General features: G+C 45.3%; 15 protein-coding genes. 12 read left to right on the plus strand and 3 right to left on the minus strand.

Features of this window, described 5'->3' with window-relative positions; genetic code table 11:
• Window positions 1-4 precede the first annotated feature (4 nt).
• The 3 genes from IPL83_20690 (at window position 5) to IPL83_20700 (ending at window position 5,022) form a co-directional block, all read left to right on the plus strand.
• Window positions 5-3,937, plus strand: a complete 3,933-nt coding sequence (locus tag IPL83_20690; protein MBK9041536.1) for an AAA family ATPase — start codon at window positions 5-7, stop codon at window positions 3,935-3,937.
• Between the two features lie 63 nt (window positions 3,938-4,000).
• Window positions 4,001-4,690: a hypothetical protein gene (locus IPL83_20695; GenBank protein ID MBK9041537.1), complete on the plus strand. Its 690-nt coding sequence runs from the start codon at window positions 4,001-4,003 to the stop codon at window positions 4,688-4,690.
• A complete protein-coding gene (locus IPL83_20700; GenBank protein MBK9041538.1) occupies window positions 4,687-5,022 on the plus strand; it encodes a hypothetical protein in 336 nt (111 codons plus the stop codon). Before IPL83_20695 ends, IPL83_20700 begins: the two co-directional genes overlap by 4 nt.
• A gap of 112 nt (window positions 5,023-5,134) precedes the next feature.
• Here the strand turns inward: IPL83_20700 and IPL83_20705 are convergent, their stop codons facing one another.
• From IPL83_20705 to IPL83_20715, 3 genes are read right to left on the minus strand one after another with little or no spacing between them, the layout of a single operon-like run.
• On the minus strand, window positions 5,135-5,743 hold the full coding sequence (locus IPL83_20705) for a hypothetical protein (protein ID MBK9041539.1): 609 nt from the start codon (window positions 5,741-5,743) through the stop codon (window positions 5,135-5,137).
• Window positions 5,744-5,783: 40 nt separating this feature from the next.
• Window positions 5,784-6,698 (minus strand): hypothetical protein, encoded by a 915-nt coding sequence (locus tag IPL83_20710; GenBank protein MBK9041540.1) that lies wholly within the window; start codon window positions 6,696-6,698, stop codon window positions 5,784-5,786.
• Between the two features lie 12 nt (window positions 6,699-6,710).
• Window positions 6,711-8,468, minus strand: coding sequence for a hypothetical protein (locus IPL83_20715; protein MBK9041541.1), 1,758 nt, complete (start codon window positions 8,466-8,468; stop codon window positions 6,711-6,713).
• 412 nt (window positions 8,469-8,880) lie between these two features.
• Here IPL83_20715 and IPL83_20720 point away from each other — a divergent pair, with 412 nt between their 5' ends.
• From IPL83_20720 to IPL83_20760, 9 genes are all read left to right on the plus strand, one after another.
• Complete coding sequence (locus IPL83_20720) at window positions 8,881-10,587, plus strand: HAMP domain-containing histidine kinase (protein ID MBK9041542.1); 1,707 nt, start codon at window positions 8,881-8,883, stop codon at window positions 10,585-10,587.
• A gap of 234 nt (window positions 10,588-10,821) precedes the next feature.
• The gene (locus IPL83_20725) at window positions 10,822-11,583 is read left to right on the plus strand and encodes a hypothetical protein (GenBank protein MBK9041543.1); all 762 of its coding nucleotides are present in this window, start codon (window positions 10,822-10,824) and stop codon (window positions 11,581-11,583) included.
• A gap of 735 nt (window positions 11,584-12,318) precedes the next feature.
• On the plus strand, window positions 12,319-12,900 hold the full coding sequence (locus IPL83_20730; protein ID MBK9041544.1) for a hypothetical protein: 582 nt from the start codon (window positions 12,319-12,321) through the stop codon (window positions 12,898-12,900).
• Complete coding sequence (locus IPL83_20735; protein MBK9041545.1) at window positions 12,884-13,525, plus strand: hypothetical protein; 642 nt, start codon at window positions 12,884-12,886, stop codon at window positions 13,523-13,525. Before IPL83_20730 ends, IPL83_20735 begins: the two co-directional genes overlap by 17 nt.
• Entirely contained in the window at window positions 13,522-14,250 is a 729-nt protein-coding gene (locus IPL83_20740; protein ID MBK9041546.1) for a hypothetical protein, read from the plus strand. The genes IPL83_20735 and IPL83_20740 overlap by 4 nt, the downstream gene beginning before the upstream one ends.
• Window positions 14,247-15,239: a hypothetical protein gene (locus IPL83_20745; protein ID MBK9041547.1), complete on the plus strand. Its 993-nt coding sequence runs from the start codon at window positions 14,247-14,249 to the stop codon at window positions 15,237-15,239. Before IPL83_20740 ends, IPL83_20745 begins: the two co-directional genes overlap by 4 nt.
• Window positions 15,240-15,254: 15 nt before the next feature.
• Window positions 15,255-19,643, plus strand: a complete 4,389-nt coding sequence (locus tag IPL83_20750) for a hypothetical protein (protein ID MBK9041548.1) — start codon at window positions 15,255-15,257, stop codon at window positions 19,641-19,643.
• A gap of 19 nt (window positions 19,644-19,662) precedes the next feature.
• Window positions 19,663-19,992 carry a hypothetical protein gene (locus tag IPL83_20755; GenBank protein ID MBK9041549.1) on the plus strand — a complete coding sequence of 110 codons (330 nt, stop codon included), beginning with the start codon at window positions 19,663-19,665 and terminating at the stop codon, window positions 19,990-19,992.
• Between the two features lie 728 nt (window positions 19,993-20,720).
• The gene (locus tag IPL83_20760) at window positions 20,721-21,293 is read left to right on the plus strand and encodes a hypothetical protein (protein ID MBK9041550.1); all 573 of its coding nucleotides are present in this window, start codon (window positions 20,721-20,723) and stop codon (window positions 21,291-21,293) included.
• Window positions 21,294-21,365 lie beyond the last annotated feature (72 nt).

A 21,365-nucleotide genomic window follows, 5' to 3' on the forward strand; every position in this document is an offset into this window, starting at 1 on the left:
ATCTATGACTTCCGTCCGCTTTGCCCCGAATTTTATGATTTCCATCCAAGTCATTTCGATTTTTGTCGGATATTTATTTTATCCTTGTTCTGCTCGTGCCGAGATGCCAACGAGATACAGCGAAATTTTAGATACCTTGAGCGGAAGTGACCGGCAAGTTGCAGATTCACCAGATTTAATTGTCCTCTCAGAAGCAATAAATGATCTCAAGCAATTTCGTTACTCGGAGAGTTTTGTGGCTCTTTGTGATCGTTATCAGGTCGAATTGGACCGGCTTGCCAAAGGAGGGGATACTGGTAGCGGGCGTTTAGATTCTTTAAATATCTTAAATCGACTCTTAGATGGTATTGAGGATTTGGCGACTATTCACAATACCAGCAGAATTTTTGAGCTAAGTGAAGCCACCAAGGAGATTCTACAAGCGCAAACGGACGATATTTTGAAGGATATCCCAGGCCGCTTCGATACAATATTAAATTCTGTAAATGAACGTCGGATAAGATTGCCGTCCGCAGACGCAAAGCCTGATCCGGGCGAGGCTTCCTTACAGGGGCATACGCCTGAATCTTCAGGAGGAGATGGGGTGTTGACGCCCGAGGAGCCGGCCCACAAGCTTATTCTGGATCGATTGGATAGCTTGGAGAAGGCTCTGAAGGAACAAATAAAGGGGCAGCCTGAAGCCGTGCAGATGTTGGTGAATGCCGAAAGTGAACTTCTTATTTATGGTCGGCGCAAGAAACCTAAAATCATGGTTCTCATGGGACCTGATGGAACGGGGAAAGAGACAATTGCGAAAGTCTACACGGATGTTCTTCATGGTTATAAAGGCGCTCATGAAAAACATATGTTTCGCGTTCCCACCTTGAAAAGACATGCAGATCTTTGGCAAGTGATGGGGGCCGTCGTGGGACATGAGGGTGCCGGAAAATTTCCTCCTTTCTTGGCCTTTTTAGCGGAACACTCGGGCGGGCGCTATCAGGTCAAGAAGAGAATCTTTCTTGGTGGAAATACGGAAGTCTACTTAGAGGAAGATCCGAATTGGGATCCCAAGACGGTACCGGAGCGGGGGATTGTTTTTCTCGATGGTTTTCAAAATTGGTCCTCTGACATGAAGGACGCCTTTTTGGGACAAGCCATAGAGACAGGAATATTTCAGTTGAACAATCCAACCGCTGAACTTTCATCGATCTCTGTACCCATCACTTTCATTATATCCACAACTGTAAACGGGGATAGGGAGGGTCGCCCTCTCAGTTATGATCAAATGATGGAGAAGTGGAAGGCCTCAGGGAACAATCCCGGTCGTCTTCGAAAAGATTTGGAGGCCAGTCAAGGGTCAGGCATTGTGCACCAACAAGGCGAAGCTCGCGGAATTTCGCAAAGCCTACTAAATAGTTTTCCAGATGATTCAATTGTGCGGATGCGTCCTCTGGGGCCTGATACTCTTCAAGAAATTGTGAGACAAAGACTGCAGGATTTGAGTGAAGAGCTGAGCGCAAGTGGCGCATTTGGAAAATACTCTCTTCAGTGGTCCGAGAAACTCGTTAGATTTTTGCAGGAGTATCACTACGTAGCAGAGAACAATGCCTCCCAGATTAACAGTCGGCTCGCCGATTTGGTTAAGCGAACTTTGACGGAGGCTTTTCGAAGTGGGAGGATTGAAGCTTCTGATCATCCAAGAGCAATTCACCTCGACGTCGAGGAAAATTCAGATCGAACATTTGATTTGCTGTTTAAAATGACAGCAAATGAAAATGAAAATCAAAATGAAAGTCCGCCAGACAGAGATCAAAATAAACCCGCTCAGGAATTTCGCCTGAGAATCACAGTGACTGAAATTGATAAGCCAAAAGAACCGATTTCGGACGACAGAATTCGAGAGCTTCTAAAAATCCCAGCTCGCCTGAACGAAAGAGTCTTTGGAATTGAAAGGGTTGTCGATAGATTGGGGACGGCATTATTGAACGCAGAAGAAAGTCGAACGGGCGGACTCACCCCAGACACCGCGACTTCACCTGCCACTATTTTCATGTTTGTGGGTCCCCCAGGTAACGGAAAGACTCAGACGGGAAAGGAAATTGCTAATATCTTGGGGGTTGAGCCAAAAACTATCGATTGCTCTCAGATACAGTCAGTGAGTGACGTCAAAGCAAGAATCTTGGGTATGCGTGATTCGTTGGGCGCTTCTACTCCTTCCGAATTCATGAAGGCTTATGATCGAAGCAACGGCAGGCTGGTTGTCATTCTAGATGAGATAATCAACGCTCAAAATGCACTCACTGTTTTGCCCTCTCTCTATGATATTCTGGCTGAGCCGGTTGTGAGAACCTTCTCGGACGGAGAACCACGAGTGATGACTCACGTGACTTTTGTTATGACGGGAAACATTGGAGAAAGTTTTTATCGGGCCGTCCCAACGAAGATTCCTGATATCAACCGTCAGGGGGCTTTCCAAGAAATCCATGGAATGATGATGAAAGACCCCGAAAAACGTCGAAGATTGCTTGAGAGATTCCTGACTCCCGCTTTTCTCAGGCGCGTGGGGTTTCAAAATATTTTCTTTTACGGTCCGCTCGATTTCAAAGCCATCCGAGGTCTTTTCCAGTTGAAGATAATGGAGGAAATTGAAAGGCTCAAGCCGAAGCCAGATCGAAGGGGTTGGCATGTTCATTTCAGAACTAAGGAATCATTCCTTCGAATCCTAGAGGCCTTTGAGGACAATGGGTACAGAATAGAGGAGCAAGGGAGTTCAATTGATCTTTTTGTCAAACAGGACTTCGGGGCTCGATTGCGTGAGCTCCTTCATCATAACTTGGTCTCCACTGGCTCGAAGGTCGTGCTTGATTTTGATCCGTTGACCGGAACGACGAGAGATACTTTTAACGGGGATGTCAGAATTCTGCATTTACGGGTAGATGTTTTTGGAGAGCCAAAGACGGGGGATTCTGTTCCTGGAGTTGATATGGGCGCGGGTGCTCCGCCATTACAGACCCTCTGGTTGACCCTAAAAGGAAAGGAAACACCAGATATTCCAACGAGAGTTCAAGCTGATGAAGTGTTGACCGCCTTTCACGAAGTTGGACATGAGGTGGGGAGGAAAGTCCTATTTGGAAATACACGCACTCACGAGAGGATATCGTTAAAACCAGGAGTTGCAGAGATTGCAGAGCAGATTGTCTATTTTCTGGGAGTGGCCGAACACAATGACATCAAGGAGCTGACTCCCTCCAAAGCAACCGTCTTGAGAGACATCGCTGTTAAGTTTGGAGGAGATGTGGCCCAATCTCTTTTGACGAAGGGTGGCAGCGGGGACGCCGGCAAGAGCAATGACATGGAACGAGCCACCGAGCTCGCTCACAGGGCCATACTTAAATGGGGTCTTTCAAAAAAATGGGGGCCACAAACGATGCCGAGCGACCCAAATTTATCGATGGAGTCTTATATCGCTGAGCTTCCCGAAAAGCGAAAGGAACTATTGTTTCGAGAAGTCAATCAATGGTTGGCCGAAGGGAAAGAGCTTGTAAGAAGAGCTCTATTGGCAAACTTGGACAACGTGGTCATTCCCCTGGGATTCGAGTTACTGCAGAAGCTAACTATGGAAAAGGAGGACCTCGACAAATTTTATGAGACTCACCAAGTTTTTGTTGAGGGTTCTCCGGAATACAGAAATCCCGTGAGAAGGTGGACGGGCACGGCCTTGCGAGCGAGGTTAAGCCCAATCATTCATTCGCCCTCGACTTTGGTCCCAGAACTTCTTCCCGGAATTTCGCCTCCAGAAAGTGTTGCTGACATTTCTGCAATTCTTAAACAACATAAAGCAAGAGCGGTCTCAGAAGTTGCTTTGCCATCCAATCTTCCTGTCTTTGAGAAGACGAATACCAAATCCGATGGGAGAGCGGGAGCATGCCGAAGCGCACTTTTGAAGCAAGCTCAGTAGTGACGTGACATGGGTACTTTCGGAGACAGCTAGGTTGCTTGAGTTTGAGGCCAGCGGGGGGGCATGAGGTTGAGAAGGGTCTGCTATTTTCTATTGTTTATTTCAATAATCTCTCTTGCTGGTGATTTTGAGGAGAGAGAAATTGAAAATGGATTTGCGCGAAAAGCTGGGGATCCTCGAGGAATCAAGGTTTCAGTTCTTGATTATTCAGCGGCAAAAAATATATTTGCAGAGTTTGCCCGCGATGGGAAAATTCCTTATAAATATCCAATTGATGGTTGTTACGCTCGGGCAACGGCCATGACCAAAATAGCTGAAGCCAAGAAAATCGAAATGGGAAAGGTGTTCGTAGAAGGCCATCTCCAGGTTAAAACCTCCAGCAAGAAGTACCCCATCGTGAACTGGGGTTGGCATGTGGCTCCTGTTACCTATGTCAAACAGCCAGACGGGAAGGTCAGAATTATGGTATTTGATCCATCCCTTTTTAACGCTCCGGTGACATTGGAAGTATGGAAAAACAGAATGCTTTATAAATATGACTTTTATAACCCCGTTATTAAAAACATATATTATGGGTCGCGATATCAGTACTTTAAAAAGAAATCTGAGTCCAACAAAGGATTTTGGTGGAAGGATGATTTGGATAATATGAAAACTACTTTTTCAGAATATGAGAAGCTTCAGGATTTCTCCATGGGGTCTTCGTCTGAAAAAGGGAGAACTTTGTCTAAACCCAGAGGAGCAGCCAAGTGAGAAAGATCTGGCAGGTATTCCTAATTGGATTTATATGTTTCATGGTTTTTGATCTAAAGAGTGAGGCCTCCAGTTTTAAGGGGTATGAGAAATCTCCTGATGGGGAGATTCTCGTTATGAACGAGACCATCGATGAGTTTCAGGAAACGGAGAAGGATTTTTTGATTTTACTGTCCCGCCATGCAGCTCTCTACCGTTTTCCAAAGGTTCAGGATTCATCGAGACAGGTTCGAATTTTTTTAAATAAGTGTATCAAACTGAAGGCCACTCTCATTGTTCATGTTGATGCGGTGACGGCGAGAATCATGAGCATTGAGGATCCTGAGAGATAATAGCAAGCAAACACTTCTACCGATCCAGTTCTGATTTTTAAGTAACGACGAAAGGTCTGGTGAGCTGAGGTTTTAATGCCCATCCTGATCACGCTCGGTCCGCCGCAGGTTTCTACCTTTGGAGAAGAAAAGCTTCCTGAATTTCGTAGGAGTCGGTCCCCAATCCTTTGTTCTCAGACAAGCTCAGGATTTGAGCGATCCCACCAAGGCCTGATGTGACTTCCATCGTGACGAGCAGTTTCATACCGAGTTTGTTCTGTCCGTGCAGTTGAACGATCCGAGTTTCAAGCTGTCGGGGCTGTCCGTTGACTTGTAGGGTTTTTGAGGAAGGCTCAATGCTATGGACTGTCACTTGAAAGCCGTAGCTCTCCATGACCTTGATTTTTATTTGTACTCGGTTGTGAGAATTTTGGTTCCATTCGCTTTCGGTTAAAAGAGCACGGGAAATTTCAGTGCCGTTCCCTTGACGCGTAACAATTGTTGCTTGCTCTTCATTTGCCGCGTCCACCACATGTTGGTGTTTTGAAATATCGCAATGATCAGCTAAGCAGCTTTTGGAAATCAAATTGACTTGGTCTCCCGCTTTAAAAGACAAGTTGAAATGATCAGGCTCAAAAAACTGATTTAACTCATCGAGGTTTGGGGCTGCCACAGCCGCAGCTGCAGCGATAAGTGAAAACAAAGCAAAGGGGGTGAACTTAACAAAATGAATCAAATTCATTTCTTAACTCCACATTTCTTTGCTTGTCTTGTCACGAACTTCAATAGACAAAGCGATGATCTGGTCCTTTGTGCCATGGCAGGAAATCAAGGCAGAGCGTTCTCCAAAGGTGAATGCCGGGAAAGGCTTCGATGCCTTTTGAAATGTCAAATTGGAGGGGCGGCCAGGACGAATTCTTGGCTTGCCCAATTTGCTTTATTGCCTCTTGTTTGTTTTTTCCAAAAAAAAGAACTCGCTTCTCCAACCAGTCTGAACCGATGGGATTTGTCTGGCTTTTATGAGCAAGTTGATAATTGTTGTGGTTTCTCCATGCTTCGATAGCGGCATGGGTCCAGGGGTCATCTTGGGAGCTTGTCACTCGGGATCCAGCGAAGACGCCCTGTTCAGTAAAGCCCAATAAGACGCTGAAAACAAAAATACGCGGGAATTGAAATGGGAATGGACATGGGAATTGAAATGGGAGTTCAGATGAGACGGCAATCTGTCGCTGATAGGCCTTCATTTCGAGGAAGGGCTTGGTATGGAAACGGCCTAAGAGCGTAAATTCTGGCAGCGAAACTTCTGGCAAGAGACATGTCTTGTCTATCCAACAGGACCAGGCCCATCTCTCGATACCCTCACAAATGGACCGAAATCTGGTGGACTCGCGATCAAAACCTGCGGCAAAGCCGCTTGTCGTGGGGATAACATCGAGTCTAAAGTTTTTCTTTTGGGTCGAGTTTTTTAGGAGTTGGGCGACATACCTTCGCTCTATGAATTCAGCGACTGCAATTCGTCGGGCGGTCAGGCGGTCTGCCGAAGTGCCACCCCCGATCGGTTCAAGATTTCTATCGAGAACATAGGAGCGCCACCCAACGAGGGAGCCGTCTGTATCGATGAGGGCCTGTTCAGAAATCTCACGGTAGGACTCATCGAGCTGTCGCACAATCGAAAGGAGATTTCTGGCTGTCTCCATGGGATGAATCCTTCACAAAGTTTCTGTGCGATACTTCATTTTTGTGTCTCTAAATCTAAAATCTTCAAATCGGGGATGGGTCGTTCCGGTAGGAATCGTCTCGGGATCAATGTCTTCAGAAAAAAGAGAAGTCAGGCCGCTGTGAAACAATGGCAGAACAAAGGCCTCCTCTGACAGAATGAGATTGAATTCCTGAATATAATTCTGGTCTGCTTCTAGGCTATTTTCTTTATACTTTGTGACAAGTTCGCAGATGCGTCTGGAGGGATCTGGAAAGCTCACTCCAAGTTTCGTGCAAAACATCATGTCAACAATCGAGTTTGTGATATTTCCACCAATATCGACAGAAGAAACACGAATATCAAAGATCTCATTTGATATTAATTTTTTGAAAGCGATTGGGTTGCTGCTATCTACAATCTCAAAAATAATTCTTTTTTCTGGGACACCCGAAAGCAGCTCTTTGACTAAGCTTTGAATGTAATTGTTTACAAGTGAACCGAGTCTGGGGGGAAGGCTCACAATGATTTGCTGGTCAGAATTGAAATCCTCGTAGCTAGCAACTTGGCTCGAGAGAGTCGGGAGTGGGCGTTGTGTCACCGAGGGCCAATGAGAGTAAAACGAGGCAGAGGGGTAGATGGCATTTTTGGCGAACCAATCCGGTAAGGGGACCCCTTGAAGGCGACTCTGAAAAACTTGTCGATTTCTTTTGCTTTCAAAAAAGCCAGAGGGAGTCAGAGGACTAAGTATCATTGCCGTGAGGAGAAACGGAGCCGTTCTGATTTTATGAAAGACACCGCTGTTGTGAGAAAAATCTGGAACTGAGGCTCCTAGCCGTACAATTGTTCTAGAACTAATGACAGTCGTTTCGTCAACATTCTGTGCCGAAAAGCGAATCACATTGGGTGACGACTCCGAAACAGAGAACCACTTTTGATTTTTCTCAAGGACAAGTTGCCGTCCACTTTCATTCGACCGCAACAGATAGGCACCGGAGGAAGTAAATTTGTGATCTTTTCTAAACTTGCCGTCCACAAAATTTCGGTCGCACCAAAATCCAAAATAAGGCATTCTCAAAAACTCAAGGAGCTCATGTTGCTCCTGCGTAAATTCAAAAAGAATTTGATGCGGTCCAGATGCTTTTAGACCACGAATAAAAGAAACCTGACCTTGAGCAAAGGCACGCCATCCATCGAGTTGGTCAAAAACCATCAGCTTTCCACTTTTTGCATATGTCTTCAGCTGCTCATGAAGTTTAACGACATATGAATTGGCGGTAATGGGAGTGCCGTCTTCACATTCTAGATGGTCTTGGAGGGCAAATTCCCAGCGTCGGCCATCATTTGATTTCGACCAAGAGGACGCAAGATAGGGCTCTATTCTCCCGGAGACATCATATTTTACCAGCGTTCCAACAAGGGCATTGAGTATCGTTTGATTTTCGAATGAATCGCTGTGAGAAGGAGCCAATGAAAAACTCACCTCAGGTGCCATCTCTGGACGATGAAAAATATAGTTCAGTTGATGACTTTCTCGAGAATCTATTTTAGCAGAAGAAGAAATCATTTTTCGGTGACCGTTGTGTGGCTGAGGAGTCCAGTTGGCGCACATCACAATCAAAACAGCTAAGATCCATAGGGACCATTTCGTCATGAGAAGTGATCGTTGTTCTCTGAATTTTTTGAGTTTTTTGAGTTCTTTGAGTCCTCTGAATCGATACAAAGATTTCTGGCTCAAGGGAGTTGTTCCTTGTTTGATGAGGGTATTCATATCGTCTCAATGAATAGTATTGCGTCGGAAAAGCAGATCGTCCGCAATGGTCAGACCGCTCTGAGTTCATTGAAAAATGAGATTTGATACTTTGAACCGAACTCCTCAGTTCGCCGCGAGCGAGGAGGCAATACGCTAAGATTAAAATGGTTGCCGAGGTTCTCCAGGTTCCGAGGATTCCCAGGTCTCTCGGGTCTCTCAGGGTACTCAGTGTTCCTGTGGTTCTTGTTGTTCTCAAGGTCTGCACTTGACGTCTCCTATCGGAGTGAGGTGTAACGAACTTGAGGCACTCCTATCATAAAATTTTTCTCACTTCTTTATTTTTATGCGTTTTTTAGCCAACATTGAAAAAGTTTTTAATTTACGCTCATGCCATAAAAAGCAGAGCTGGCTTGTTATTCCGACGATCATCATGTTGATCTGGGTCATTGTTTGTCAATTGGTATTCTATTTTATTCAGCACAATCATGGTCTTGATTTGTCACGCGCTCTTCAGTCACAATTTCGTTCTGACTTGTTTTCTTCGGATTTTGAATATCTGTTGCGCTCTGTTGGTGATTTGGAAAAGCTTGCGACGATACGATGTCCAGTCGTTGAGCAGATTGAACCTCGCCGTCGTATTTTGCTTGATTTGAGTTTTCGCGGGGACTGTATACAAAATTCATGGTTGCTGAGTGGGGGCCAATTTTCAGCGAAGGTTCGCGCGATTAACAATGATCTTTTTGTCGTGAGTTTTTCGACTCGCAATCAGATCGTATTTTTATGGGGCCTATGGGCGATGCGCCTTGGCGGTTTGATTTTTTTTAGCACCATCTACTTTGTTCAAAGGCTGAGAAATGTGCAGAACGATCAATTGGCCAAACTCAGGCTTGAGGCCGCGCAGACATTGACCTCGCTTGCGGCCCAGGTTTCTCATGATATTCGGTCGCCCCTTTCTGCGCTCAATTTGGCGGTGAGCACTTTACAGGGATGGCCCGATATGCTCGAGGAACAGAGACATTTGATTCGAAAGGCCACACAGCGGATCAACGATATTGCCAACGATCTGCTGAACAAAAGCAAAGTTCCGGATTTCGGAATTCCTGCGGTTGGAGTGCCAGACGATTCAGGGCCGAATATTGTCGGAAAGCGAGTCGAGGTTGTAGGGCCGTCGGGGCCGTCAGGGCGGTCAGGGCCGTCGGAGCCGTCAGACCCGATTTTGATTGCAGATCTTCTTGATTCCGTTATTCGGGAAAAGCGCCTTCAGTTTTGCGAGAATCCGAATTTAGAAATTCATCTGGATTTGAGAGAGGGATTTGGATTCTTTGCCGTCATCAGTGCCGTCGAATTGTCTCGTGTGATTTCAAATCTCATCAACAACTCGGTTGAGGCATCGGTGAATAGCGGACGAATCACAATTGCTGTTCGGCGATATGCAGATCAGGGGCAAGGAGCGATTGTTGTTTCGGATCAGGGGAGAGGCATAAGTCCTGAGGTTTTAGAGAGAATAAGAGCGTGGGGACCCTCGATGAGTGATCATATCTTGCGAATTGGAGGGCCGCAGATAGGAACGGGATTGGGACTTCATCATGCCCGCCAAACTCTGGCGCGAGCGGGCGGGGAATTTTCGATTCATTCCCGGGAGGGAGTCGGGACGATCGTGACACTTTTGCTGCCCTGTACTGAGGAGCCTCGCTGGTTTGCTCGTCGCATAAAGGTGCCACAGGGAGCCGTTGTGGTTTCGGTCGACGACGACCCCTCCATTCACCAGATCTGGGCGATGCGTCTCTCAAGCGCTGAACGCTCAAAGAGTCCGCACATTATTCTTTATTCAAAGGCCTCAGCCATGAAGTGGATTTTGGAGCATCGGGATCTTGATTGTGTTTACCTGATTGATTTTGAATTTCTCGGTGAACCTGGAGATGGTCTTGACCTCATTGCAGAGGCGGGAATTGCAGCTCAATCTATATTAGTGACCTCGAGATATGAAGAACCTCACGTCCGATCGCGATCTTTGGCTCTCGGAGTTCGCCTCTTACCCAAGAGCCTAGCGGCTTTCGTGCCTTTGTCTTTTTTTAACCGAGTTCAAAATGACACCGAATCGGACAAGGCGATTGAGAAATCGCCCATTTTCTCTTAAAGACGGGACTAGTTTGCCCGCATCTATATTGTTGTATTGATCCTAAATCAATCTTAAGAGGTTTTGTACCGACAAATTGGTGTCAAAAAACTCCCAATTTTTCTGGCACGTAAATGGCAATGACGGCAACTGTTCCATTTGTAAGATGATAATTAAATAAAAATAAACATATTTTTCATTGAGTGAAATTTAGCTGAGTACACCGAGAGGATCGTTGTGTGCGGAGGGAGAACCATGTCAAATCGAAATACTTACAGTCACACCGTCACCAGAGCAGCCGGCTGGATCAGCGTGCAGATCAACAAGCGAACCAAGAAACTGACCAATGCGCGGCCTAAGCAAGGGCTACAGGCGTGCGCTTATCAGCCTATCAAACTTCTGACTGCTCTCACTTTCATCTTTGCTGGGGCTTTGTATGCCGATCCCGCGTCGGCAGACCCCTTCGGTAGGTTTAGAAAAGATTTATCGCAAATTTTGCGACAAATTGAGCTAGCCGAAAGAGATCCCTGTAGGATTAAGGAAGCGGCTGCAGCAAGGGAATTAAATGATCTGATAGAGAACACTCGCATAACTATTCAATCAATAAATGGGCTGTTCGAGCACAGCTCGCAGTTGGATAGGGAATTGGAAGGTTCAAACGAGATGATGGCGATGGATCCGAATGCCATTTTATGGTTATTAAATAATCATTTCCAGAATTTTCGAACCTTTATTGAGCGCGTGAGCGTGTATATTCATAGAATTGAGCGTTACAATGGCATGGCCAGGCATCGCACGGACGTATCACTATTGACTGATCAGCTTGAGGAACTGAGGTCTGTCCTCCAGGGAATTCAAGTGCTGGGCCTTTCATTGTCCAGAGATGAATTCCTTAGCGCAAACAGAAATTTCTTTGAAATCGTTCAATCCATTAAAGAGAGGCTTTTAAGTGAACGCAATTTCTTTGAATTTGAACCTTATCGTCTTGGGAGCGACTGCTCTTGCGTACCATTATAAAACCCTAGTGGCCGTACCTGCTGCTTTAATTGAATCAACACAACCGTCAGGCAAAGCAGCGAAAGAGTGGGCAGTAGTTTCATTCTCCCTGCCTGCCAGAATGAATCGCCGCCAAAGCCGCCGCTCTATTGTGGTAAATCTATACACACATCCATCCAAACATCCATCCAAACATACATACATCCCATGGATTCTGCAGATTTTGAGGGAACTGGGATTCAAATTTCTCCATCGAATTGTTGATTAGCTATGAATCTACTCGTGACAATATCGACGATATAGTTCTGGCTGAATTGCAGGTGTTCATCGCAGGCATCAAAATCAAGCAGTGCCGTCGGCTCTCTCTCTCTCTCTCTCTGGATCTGGGCATCGAGCTTTCGGAGTCCGCCTCTTACCCAAGAGTTTGGCGGCTTTCGTGCCTTTGTCGTTTTTTAGCCGAGTTCAAAATGACACCGAATTGGACAAGGCGATTGAGAAATCGCTCATTTTCTCTTAAAGACGGGACCAGTTTGCCCGGCAATATTACTCTAATACTGATCCGAAATTGATCTTGAGCAGTTCTGTGCCGACAAATCGGTGTCAAAAAAGCTCCAACTTTAGTGGCACGCAATTGGCAATGACGGCAACTGTTCCATTTGTAAAACGGTAATTAAATAGAAATCATCAACAAATTTTGCGTTGAGCAAAATTTAACTAAAGCACACCGAGAGAGTCGTTGTGTGCGAAGGGAGGACCATGTCAAATCGAAATACTTATAGTCACACCGTCATCAGAGAGGCCTGTTGGATCAGCGCGCAGACCAACGCGCGAACCAAGAAACAGACCGAGGCGCCGCTTAAGCAAGGGACACAGGCGTGCGCTTATCAGCCTATCAAACTTCTGACTGCTCTCACTTTCATCTTTGCTGGGGCTTTGTATGCCGATCCAGCGTCGGCAGACTTTTTGAGTAAAGCTAGAGACGATATCAAAAGAGAAGCGGCTAAGGTTAAATTGCCTCCGATTGCCGTTGTGGTGCCGCTCATAGTGCCGCTCATAGTGCCCGACGGCGCACCCCATTTGCTCCCAGCTATTACCAAGGCTCCAGAGAACATAGTGAAAGCAGGTGTCAAAGCCGTGGATGATACATTGAAAACAGTGGGTAAAGCTGGAGAGGATGCTAATGATACACTGATTAAGGGACGAGATGATCTCAATAATACAGTGATTAAAGCTTTGAGTGATACAAGGGAAACAGTTGTAACGACCCAAGAGGATATAGAGGATACAGTGCATAAGGCTGGAAAGGATTCAAAAAAAACTCATGAATTATTTGGGTGATGTTTGCTCTTTGGGTGAGGACGGAAGAAAGAGAGATAGGGAGAGGGAGGAGGCAAAAGAAGAGAGACAGCGCGTTGTTCGTGATGGAGCAAGAGTGCTGCGGAATGAACAAATATCGCAAACGAGACGCCTTCTAAATGTCAAGAAGGATTTGATAGCCACGCTGGGGCTCCTTGATGCAGATAATGAGGTGATTTTCTGGATAATGGCATCAAACAATAAAATCTTTAGGCAGTTTTTGCTTTCAAGTGAGAATACCGCAGATAACCTGATGGCCGTTAAATTGCTCTTAGCCTCCCAGTTCGCCACTTTGCTTGACTATGCTGATCGTACGAGCAGTCAGATACCTCAAGTTGAGACTCAAGATAATGGGACTAAGGATGAAATGAGTCTTCGTGCACTGATTGAGAAATTTCAGGTTGAGATGACTATCCTTAAGAACGACCAAGAGCAGGGTGCCATATCTTCTTTAGATGCATTGGCTAGGAGCTACAACTACTCAACTGTTTATAGTGTGGCCATTAGAGAGAGACTAAAAACTAATCACGACTCCGCTAAGAAAGAAGTGAGCTCTCTTGAAGAGAGTTTGAAGATTCTTGAAAGTGAAGAAGGAGCGTCGAAATGATTGCGTGGCGATTTATTTTAAGTTGTATGATTATCTCCTTATCTCTGAGCGGTTGCAGCGACAGCACAACTGGTACTTCAGTTCCTGTTCCTAAGCCTGTTTCTGTTCATTCGGAGGCAGTAGATGCCTCCGATAAGTTCGCACCTTTGGACCGTTTACTTGAAGTCGGATGTCGGTATCAAATTATAGATGGGAGGCGAGGAGATTTGTCTTGTCAGGAAAAGGCGACTCCTATTGATGGATATAACCAATATAAATCAATCGCGCAATTTTATCACAGTGTTGGCGTGCTAATAGAGGAGAAGTCCCATCATCACGAAGTCAGAGAAAAATTGATATTTAAACATGGTGCTGCAATGGTTTTCTTACTCGGGAAAGGCAAAGTTGATTGGGCTGACTATGTGGCGAGAAGAAGTGATATTCTATTTGCTGCAAAGGATATCGCACATTCTGAATTGTCTCAGGTTTCACATTTGCAAAAAAAAGAGAATCTTTTGGAATCGGGAATGTGGATTTTGCTGAGATCAATTGCCGTGTACGCTCAAGTTTATCTCAATTTCGACCATGACCAGGTGAATTTGGAAGTCGGCAAGATCTTCAATCTCGAGACATTTTTGTCCTACATGGAGTTTTTTAAGGCGGAGCTCGATGAGCTACACACTGGATCTCAAGGATTATGCCATCAAGTTTTTGAAACACTCAATCAACTGGGTAGCAATCAATGAAAGCACTATTTCTGATTATTTTGGTGATCGTCCCACAGTGGGGGTGGAGCGAGGAATCCGTTGCAGTGGAAGCGGGGAAAGCCTTTGGCCTGGGATATGCGAAAGCCCAGGCCATGGCGTTTACCGCAGATTTTCTCGATAAAAATCCAAATCTTGTCTTCTCTGTCGATCCAAAGATAGGGACGAAGGTTTTTACTTTTGCAGCCAAGTCATTATCAGTTTTGGCATTTGTTCAGGCCAAAACAGATAAGGAGCGTGCTTGGGCTGCGACGAGTTTTATTCTATCGCCGGAGCCCACCACTGCGATGATCCTTCTGGCTGTCCAGTTTGCTGATGCAATGATTACTATTGGGCACATGCGGGAAATCAGCGAGATTCAGCGCAGGACCTATGACCTTGCCCGCGAGACGAGCGTCATTCAAAGGGCTATTGCTGAGAGTGAAATAAATCAGATAAATTTTCATGTTAATGAGCTTCAGTCGCTCAAAAATCAGCTTCTCCTGATAATAGAGAAAATAAAAAGAAGCGAAACGAATTATTCAGCCGCTTTAAATGCAGGAGAAATGAAAGAAAAGCAAGTTGACGAAGTATCGATTGAAGAAATTCTGAAGTCCATATTTAGCTTTGAGACGTTAGCTCACAGAGTAGACTATTTGGAAGGCAACTTAAAGATATTGGTCAGCGGGAAATGGTATGCTTCTGATGCTGCATTAGTCCAAAAGTTGAATGATTTTTCGGATTTTATTAAGGAAATTAAGCCAATTCAAATTCATTCATTGAATATTAAGAACACATATATCTCCTACGTATCGCTTTTAGAGGCGGAGGCGGTCAATCGCGAGATGAGAGGAGCCCACGCAAAACGTGTCAATAAGACGCAGACTCAATTGTATTGCTTTGAAATGATAAATGATAACTTCAAAATCCAAAGGAGAGATGAGATCGAAGAGATCTTCGCGAATTGCATGCGCGAACAATCAATTCAGTGATCTTGTTTTATTTTTATGAAGATAATAATTAAATTGGTTTTTTTGTTTCTGTCTTTCACTCCGGCCAGTTCGTTTGGATTTCAGGGTAACATCACGGACCCTGGTCTTATTGGAGAAATTGAGGCAAAATGGAAACCCGGTATTATATTTGATGTGTATTTTCCGGATGGAGGTCACTGTACCTGTGCCATCACGTCATTCAAGATCGATGGTGATAGAAAGGTAATGAGGCTTGATCTCGATCCAAGGGGAGGTAATTGGGGTCCTTCGGTTGGTGGTAGAACTGAAGTCCCAATAGGTCCATTGCCTGATGGTCCTTCAGTTTCTGAAACTGATGGGTCTCGGAATTCACCGGCTCATGGAGCTAAATCAGACCAAGAGAACATTGAGGCAGGCCAGAGTGGAACATCCTCGACGTCGACAGAGGAAGTTGGTGTTGGTGCAGGGGTGGGGGTTATTGAGGGATTTGCTGGCGTGGCGGGTGTTTTGATAGAAAGATCTCCTGATGCAAATGCACTCAAAGAAAATCAGGAGGCGATTGCGGCAGATAAAAGTGCTATCTCAGAAAATGAACAGAAAATAAGAGAGGGTGAGTTGAATGCAAAAAAAAGAATAGAAGAAGTTGGGGATGAATTTCGCAAAGGTAGAGAAGCTTTGGTAGACTTGCGATCAGATAACTGGCGGGGGCCTGATAAAAACTCAATCGTAAAATCGACTCTGATCGCTCCTGGATCTGGATATGTAGAACCAGTCCTCCAAGCGATAAAGTCGGTGCCAGCTGGATACACAAGTCAACCTATAGAGAAGAATGATGTGCAATGTGGATCAGTTATTTTTGTAGACAGTCTATCCTTGGGAGAGACCATACCTCTCAATGGCACGCCATTTTCGTTAGTGTACTTTAGTGACCGAGTCATTGGTCGACGAGGAGACTACCAAGTTGAAATTCCCGCACAGGCTGGTCAGAAGAAGAGTGTCGGATCAGTTCTCACCATTAAGCTTGCGGGTCGGTCAAACTCTGTTGACATAAGTCCATGGTCTTTTGGTTTTGGATTTGCCTGGGATGGGTCTGATTCGCAAGGTAAGCAGGTTTGGTCGAAGGCCAGGGCAGAGCTGGCTTTAAACAATCCACCTATGAGCTGGACGACTTTTGTAGGAAACTTCAAACCAGCCTATTTAGGTCTCGGAGGTTGGGGACTCAATGTCATTCATTATCTGAGTTTTGAAGAGGGCATTATTTATTTGGGTAACGGACAAACTCGGGCAGTCAAAGGCTCCCTTGCCACTTTGTCGGATAGAATTGAATTGCCATCGGCTGACGGACTTGAAGTCTATGCTTTTGATTCAAAGGGCCTTCATCGAGAAACTCGACTTGGGCTGACGGGGGGAGTGCTGTGGACTTTCTCCTATGATCAAAACGGAGAGATCTTGTCAGTGACCGATTCCTACCGCAACACGACCAGTTTTTTGAGGACCAATGGTTCAAAACTCATTAAGGTTGTCTCTCCTTACGGTCAGGAGACGGAATTGACTCTTGATAACGAAGGTTATTTGGCTCGTGTTGCAAATAATCGAGATGAGAATTTTCAAATGGCTTATCGATCCGGCGGTTTAATGAGCGAATTTAAGAAGCCGAACGGCCAAGTCAATCGATTTAGTTACAACTCGATGGGATATCTCTTCAGAGACGATAGTGCAGGAGGGGCATCTCTTCGCTTCAAGGGCCACTTGTCCAATGGATCAGGATCTCCAGTTGATTTAAATATGACAACTTCAGAGGGGCGTAAAACAGATTACCTTTTATCGAGATCAAATGATGGATTTTATGAAAGAAAAAAGACGTTTCCTGATGGAACAACTTCTGTGATGAGATTCAAGTCCGGTGAATCCGAAACGCTCATGACGTCTGACTTTAAATTGAAAACCGACTTTCAGCCTGATGTCCGTTTTAAGGAGAAGCTATCTTTTCCGACCAGAACCCAGTTCACAATCAATGAACTCGCAGAATTTCCAATTGAGGTAAACCATTCTCAAGACGTGACCGGATTTCTTTCACCATTTGATTTTTCAAGTCTCACCACACGATTAACGATTAACGGAAAGGCGATCACCGAAGTTTTTGATCGTTCCTCCCGTCAAACGATCTCTACGTCTGCGATGGGTCGCAAAACAACCTATCAGATTGACGATTTTGGAAATCGAGTGAGCGAACGGGTGGGTCACCTCACGCCCACGCAATATTCTTATGACCAGAGAGGCCGACTGTTTGGCGTCACTCGCGGCAAGAGAAAAACGGAATTTCACTACGACAATCAGGGATTTCTGGAATCTATTGTTGACCCTCTTTTGCGTGAAGTTCGTTATAGCTATGATGAAGCACGCAGAACGAAGAGAGAAACGCTGCCTGATGGACGCTTTGTTGACTATCAATATGATCTCAATGGGAACTTGATTTCATTAACTCCGCCCAGCAGACCTGCTCATCAATTTAAATTCAATGTTTTTGAATTGGTTGCGAGTTACCTGGCCCCAAGCCTGCATGAGGAGGCGGCAGCCGCTGCCGCAGCCACAGCAACAGAGACGAGATACTCGTATAATAGAGACAAGCAGTTAAACGGAATCGTATTTCCAGGTGGTGAACAAGTTGCGATCAAGTATGGTCAAAAAACTGGCCGATTGGAACAAGTTGTGACGAACCGTGGTTCTTACGCCTACACTTATCACTCCAGTGGCCCAATTAAAACGATCATATCGCCCGATGAAATTGAGTTGGATTTTTCCTATTACGGCAGCTTGCCAAGGTCTCAATCAACAAAGGCATTTGGAAGAGAAAATCGCTTGGAATTTGGGTACAACAAGGACCTTAGGGTCGACTCTCTTAAAGTCCAGATTGGCAGCGGCAGCAGTAGCAGTGACAGTAGCCGTATCAGTAGCGCCGGCGGCAGCAACTCTGGACACCCCTCCGATGAGATCACCTATAACTACGATGACGACGGCTTTCTCACTCAGGCGGGTGAGGCGACAATTGGTCTTGACCCGGCCACCGGATCTGTAGTTTCCTCTAAACTGGGTAAAATCAAGGAGACCTATGGCTATGATCAGGAGTATGGTGAGCTTAAAATGATGGCCTTAAGCTTTAATGAGCAGGATCTCTATCAAGAGACTCTCACAAGAGACGAGCTTGGCCGCATAATCAATAAGAAAGTAATTCCTGTTGGCAAAAAGCCTTTTGAGTTTTCCTATTCCTATAATCCCGCAGGTCAGTTGTCGTCTGTTCATAAAGATAACGAATTGATTAGCAAGTATGAGTATGACTTCAACGGAAATCCCATATTGAAGGTGAAAGATGGCAAAGAGCTCGCCTCCTCCTTTGACACTCAGGATCGCCTCGTCTCTGACTCCATGAGGGAATATGCCTACAACCCTCGCGGGCAGTTAAGGCTTGTGACAGACAAAGTGCCTCAAACACTGCAAACTCAGTTCAACTATGATTTGGTTGGCAATCTGGTATCTGTGACTCTTCCAGATGGGAAAGCCATTGATTACTTAACAGACGGCCTCAATCGACGCGTGGCCAAGAAGATCAACGGGCAGCTCACAGAGCAGTATCTCTATCAGTCACAGCTTCAGATTGCAGCTCTTTTAGACAGTGAAGGCCGTCTTGTCAGCCGATTCGTTTACGGAACCAAAGCCAATGTTCCTGATTACCTGATCAAAGCTGATCGAACGTACAAAATCTTCTCCGATCACCTCGGCAGTCCTAAGCTTGTTATCGACACAGAAACAGGAGCTGTCGTTCAGCAAATTGAATACGATGAATTCGGAGCTGTGCTCAGCGATTCCAATCCAGGCTTCCAACCCTTCGGCTTTGCCGGAGGACTTTACGATAGCGACACAAAACTCGTTCGTTTCGGCGCCAGGGATTATAATCCGACGGTTGGGCGTTGGACATCTAAAGACCCCATTGGGTTTAATGGTGGTGATACGAATTTGTATGGGTACGTGATCAATGACCCGATCAACTTCATAGATCCTGATGGCGAGCATCCGGTTTTGGTTGGCGCAGCTATAGGTGTATTCTTTGGCGCATTCCTAACTCCTACGCCAACCGATACACCCACGAGCCCGATTGGAGAGGGTGCCAGAGTTCTAGGTGGCGCGGCGGCAGGAGCTGCAATGGGTGCAGCGGTGGGGATGTTTGCTACTGGCTATGAATTCACTTTTGCGGGAATGAGGTTTGCTCCCTTTGGCAATCGCACCAACAATCCCGTGGGCCAACTGCCACACTATCATCGCCGTTCAATCGACCCTAAGACTGGTCAGACAATTCCAGGCCAAGGTATTGGGAGACATCGCCCCTGGGAAGTGAAGAGCCCAGACAAAAACTTTTGTGATAGATTCTAAGCTAGATTGGTGAGAAGTGATGAAAAATTCTGACTTCAAAAAAAGACTCATTCAGTGTCTCGAACGGTCGAAGGAATCTCATGGATCTCCGTCTCTCAGCAATCTGAGTAAAGAATTTGACCTGCTCGACTGCGACCGATGGGACCAGGAAGATGTCGACCTAATGCTTGCGTGGAACTTCTGGGAGGGATGGCTCGACGAAGCCAATCACCATTTTTCTGGATACTATGGGGACATCGAGAAATCAGATTGGCCATTTCTGGCGACTGTCATAATTGATGCATTGACTAGCGGGAAATCAATTCAGGAGCCAAAGATCCTGAAGCAATTTGACTATCGAAAGATTTGAAAATGGAGGATGCGGTTCGGTTGATCAGGTTTTCCAGACCAGTAAACGCACCATGTACTCTGCACCATGTACTCTTGAGCACCATGTACTCTTGAAGGCGCATTCGTGCCAAAAAATGTATGAAACTGAACTGAACTAAGTTCCCTGCGGTCACAGCTTCCCACAGTGAAAAAAAGTGGAGAAGGAAAAAATGATTGATGAGCTCAGATGGTGGAAGAAAAATTGATTGAATAAAATGATGACGTCGTAATTTGAAAATATTTTTCCATCAATAAAAAAGGCTCTGATACCCATCATCCTTGATGGACCTCTGTGCCAATTCCTCGAACGATCGAGCCACTTTATGATTTCCAGCGAAGAGTCTGGCCTCCGTGCTTCGACATCGAGCCGCAAGACTTGCTCGAGATCTGATTCCAGTTCTTTTAAAAATGCTTTCACCGCCGGTGGCAGCAACATTGATATCAAAGGATGCTTTGATTCGATGGGTCCTGAAAGACCTTCGAAAATATCATTCCGAACGTCTGCAATTTTTAGCGTGGACCAGGGGTTTTTTCTTGCTTCTCTTCTTAAGGCTGACTACGATTTTTCATCCCTGATGGGTCTTTTCTGATTGTCTCGATAAGTGTTGTAACCTATTGAAGACAAAAATGTTCGGACCTGTCAGTTTCTAAACTTCAACTATTTCTGGGGCAAGATCGTTTTCACAAAATCTGTAAGGAGTATCTTTTATGCAATTGAAATTTTTGGCATTGGGAGTTTTTGTAATTTTGAGCCAGCATGCAAACGCTGGCATGTACAATCAGGGGGTCGGAGGCCCGAACGAAAAGGAAGCAGGTCAGTACGGGTACGGATTCTACGTTGGCAAAGGATCTGAAAATCCTGACTATTTTTATTATTTGGAATGCGAGAATGATGCCTTTTCAACCTATCGCAAATTTGATCAGCAGGATGAAGACTACCCAGATGCTTTTGACGATGAGTTACTTATTGCCGACTCTGATGAATTCAAACAATTGCAAGATCAGAAAGCAAATGGGAAGAAATGTCGAGTTGAATTCCACAAGATAAGCTTAGACGAGCTAAAATCTATGCCTACCCTTGCGCATTATCACCCACAAATTGTCAGGACCTTTTTCAAAATCCTAATCCAGTCCACACGGCTCAATCATTGGCATTACTTTTCTGAGCAATTAGAGAAGGAATTGACTCAAACTGGCTTAATCGTTGGCAAAGAAGCAGTTCAGTATTTTGTGGGCGACTTTCTGACAGCATTGGCAGGGCTGGAATTTAGGTACCAGTAACTGAACTTTTAAACATTGATCTTCGTGAATTGATTGGGATTTATGAGCGTTAGCAGATCAACATGAAACCTC

The organism is Bdellovibrionales bacterium (assembly GCA_016716765.1).
GTDB lineage: Bacteria > Bdellovibrionota > Bdellovibrionia > Bdellovibrionales > UBA1609 > JADJVA01.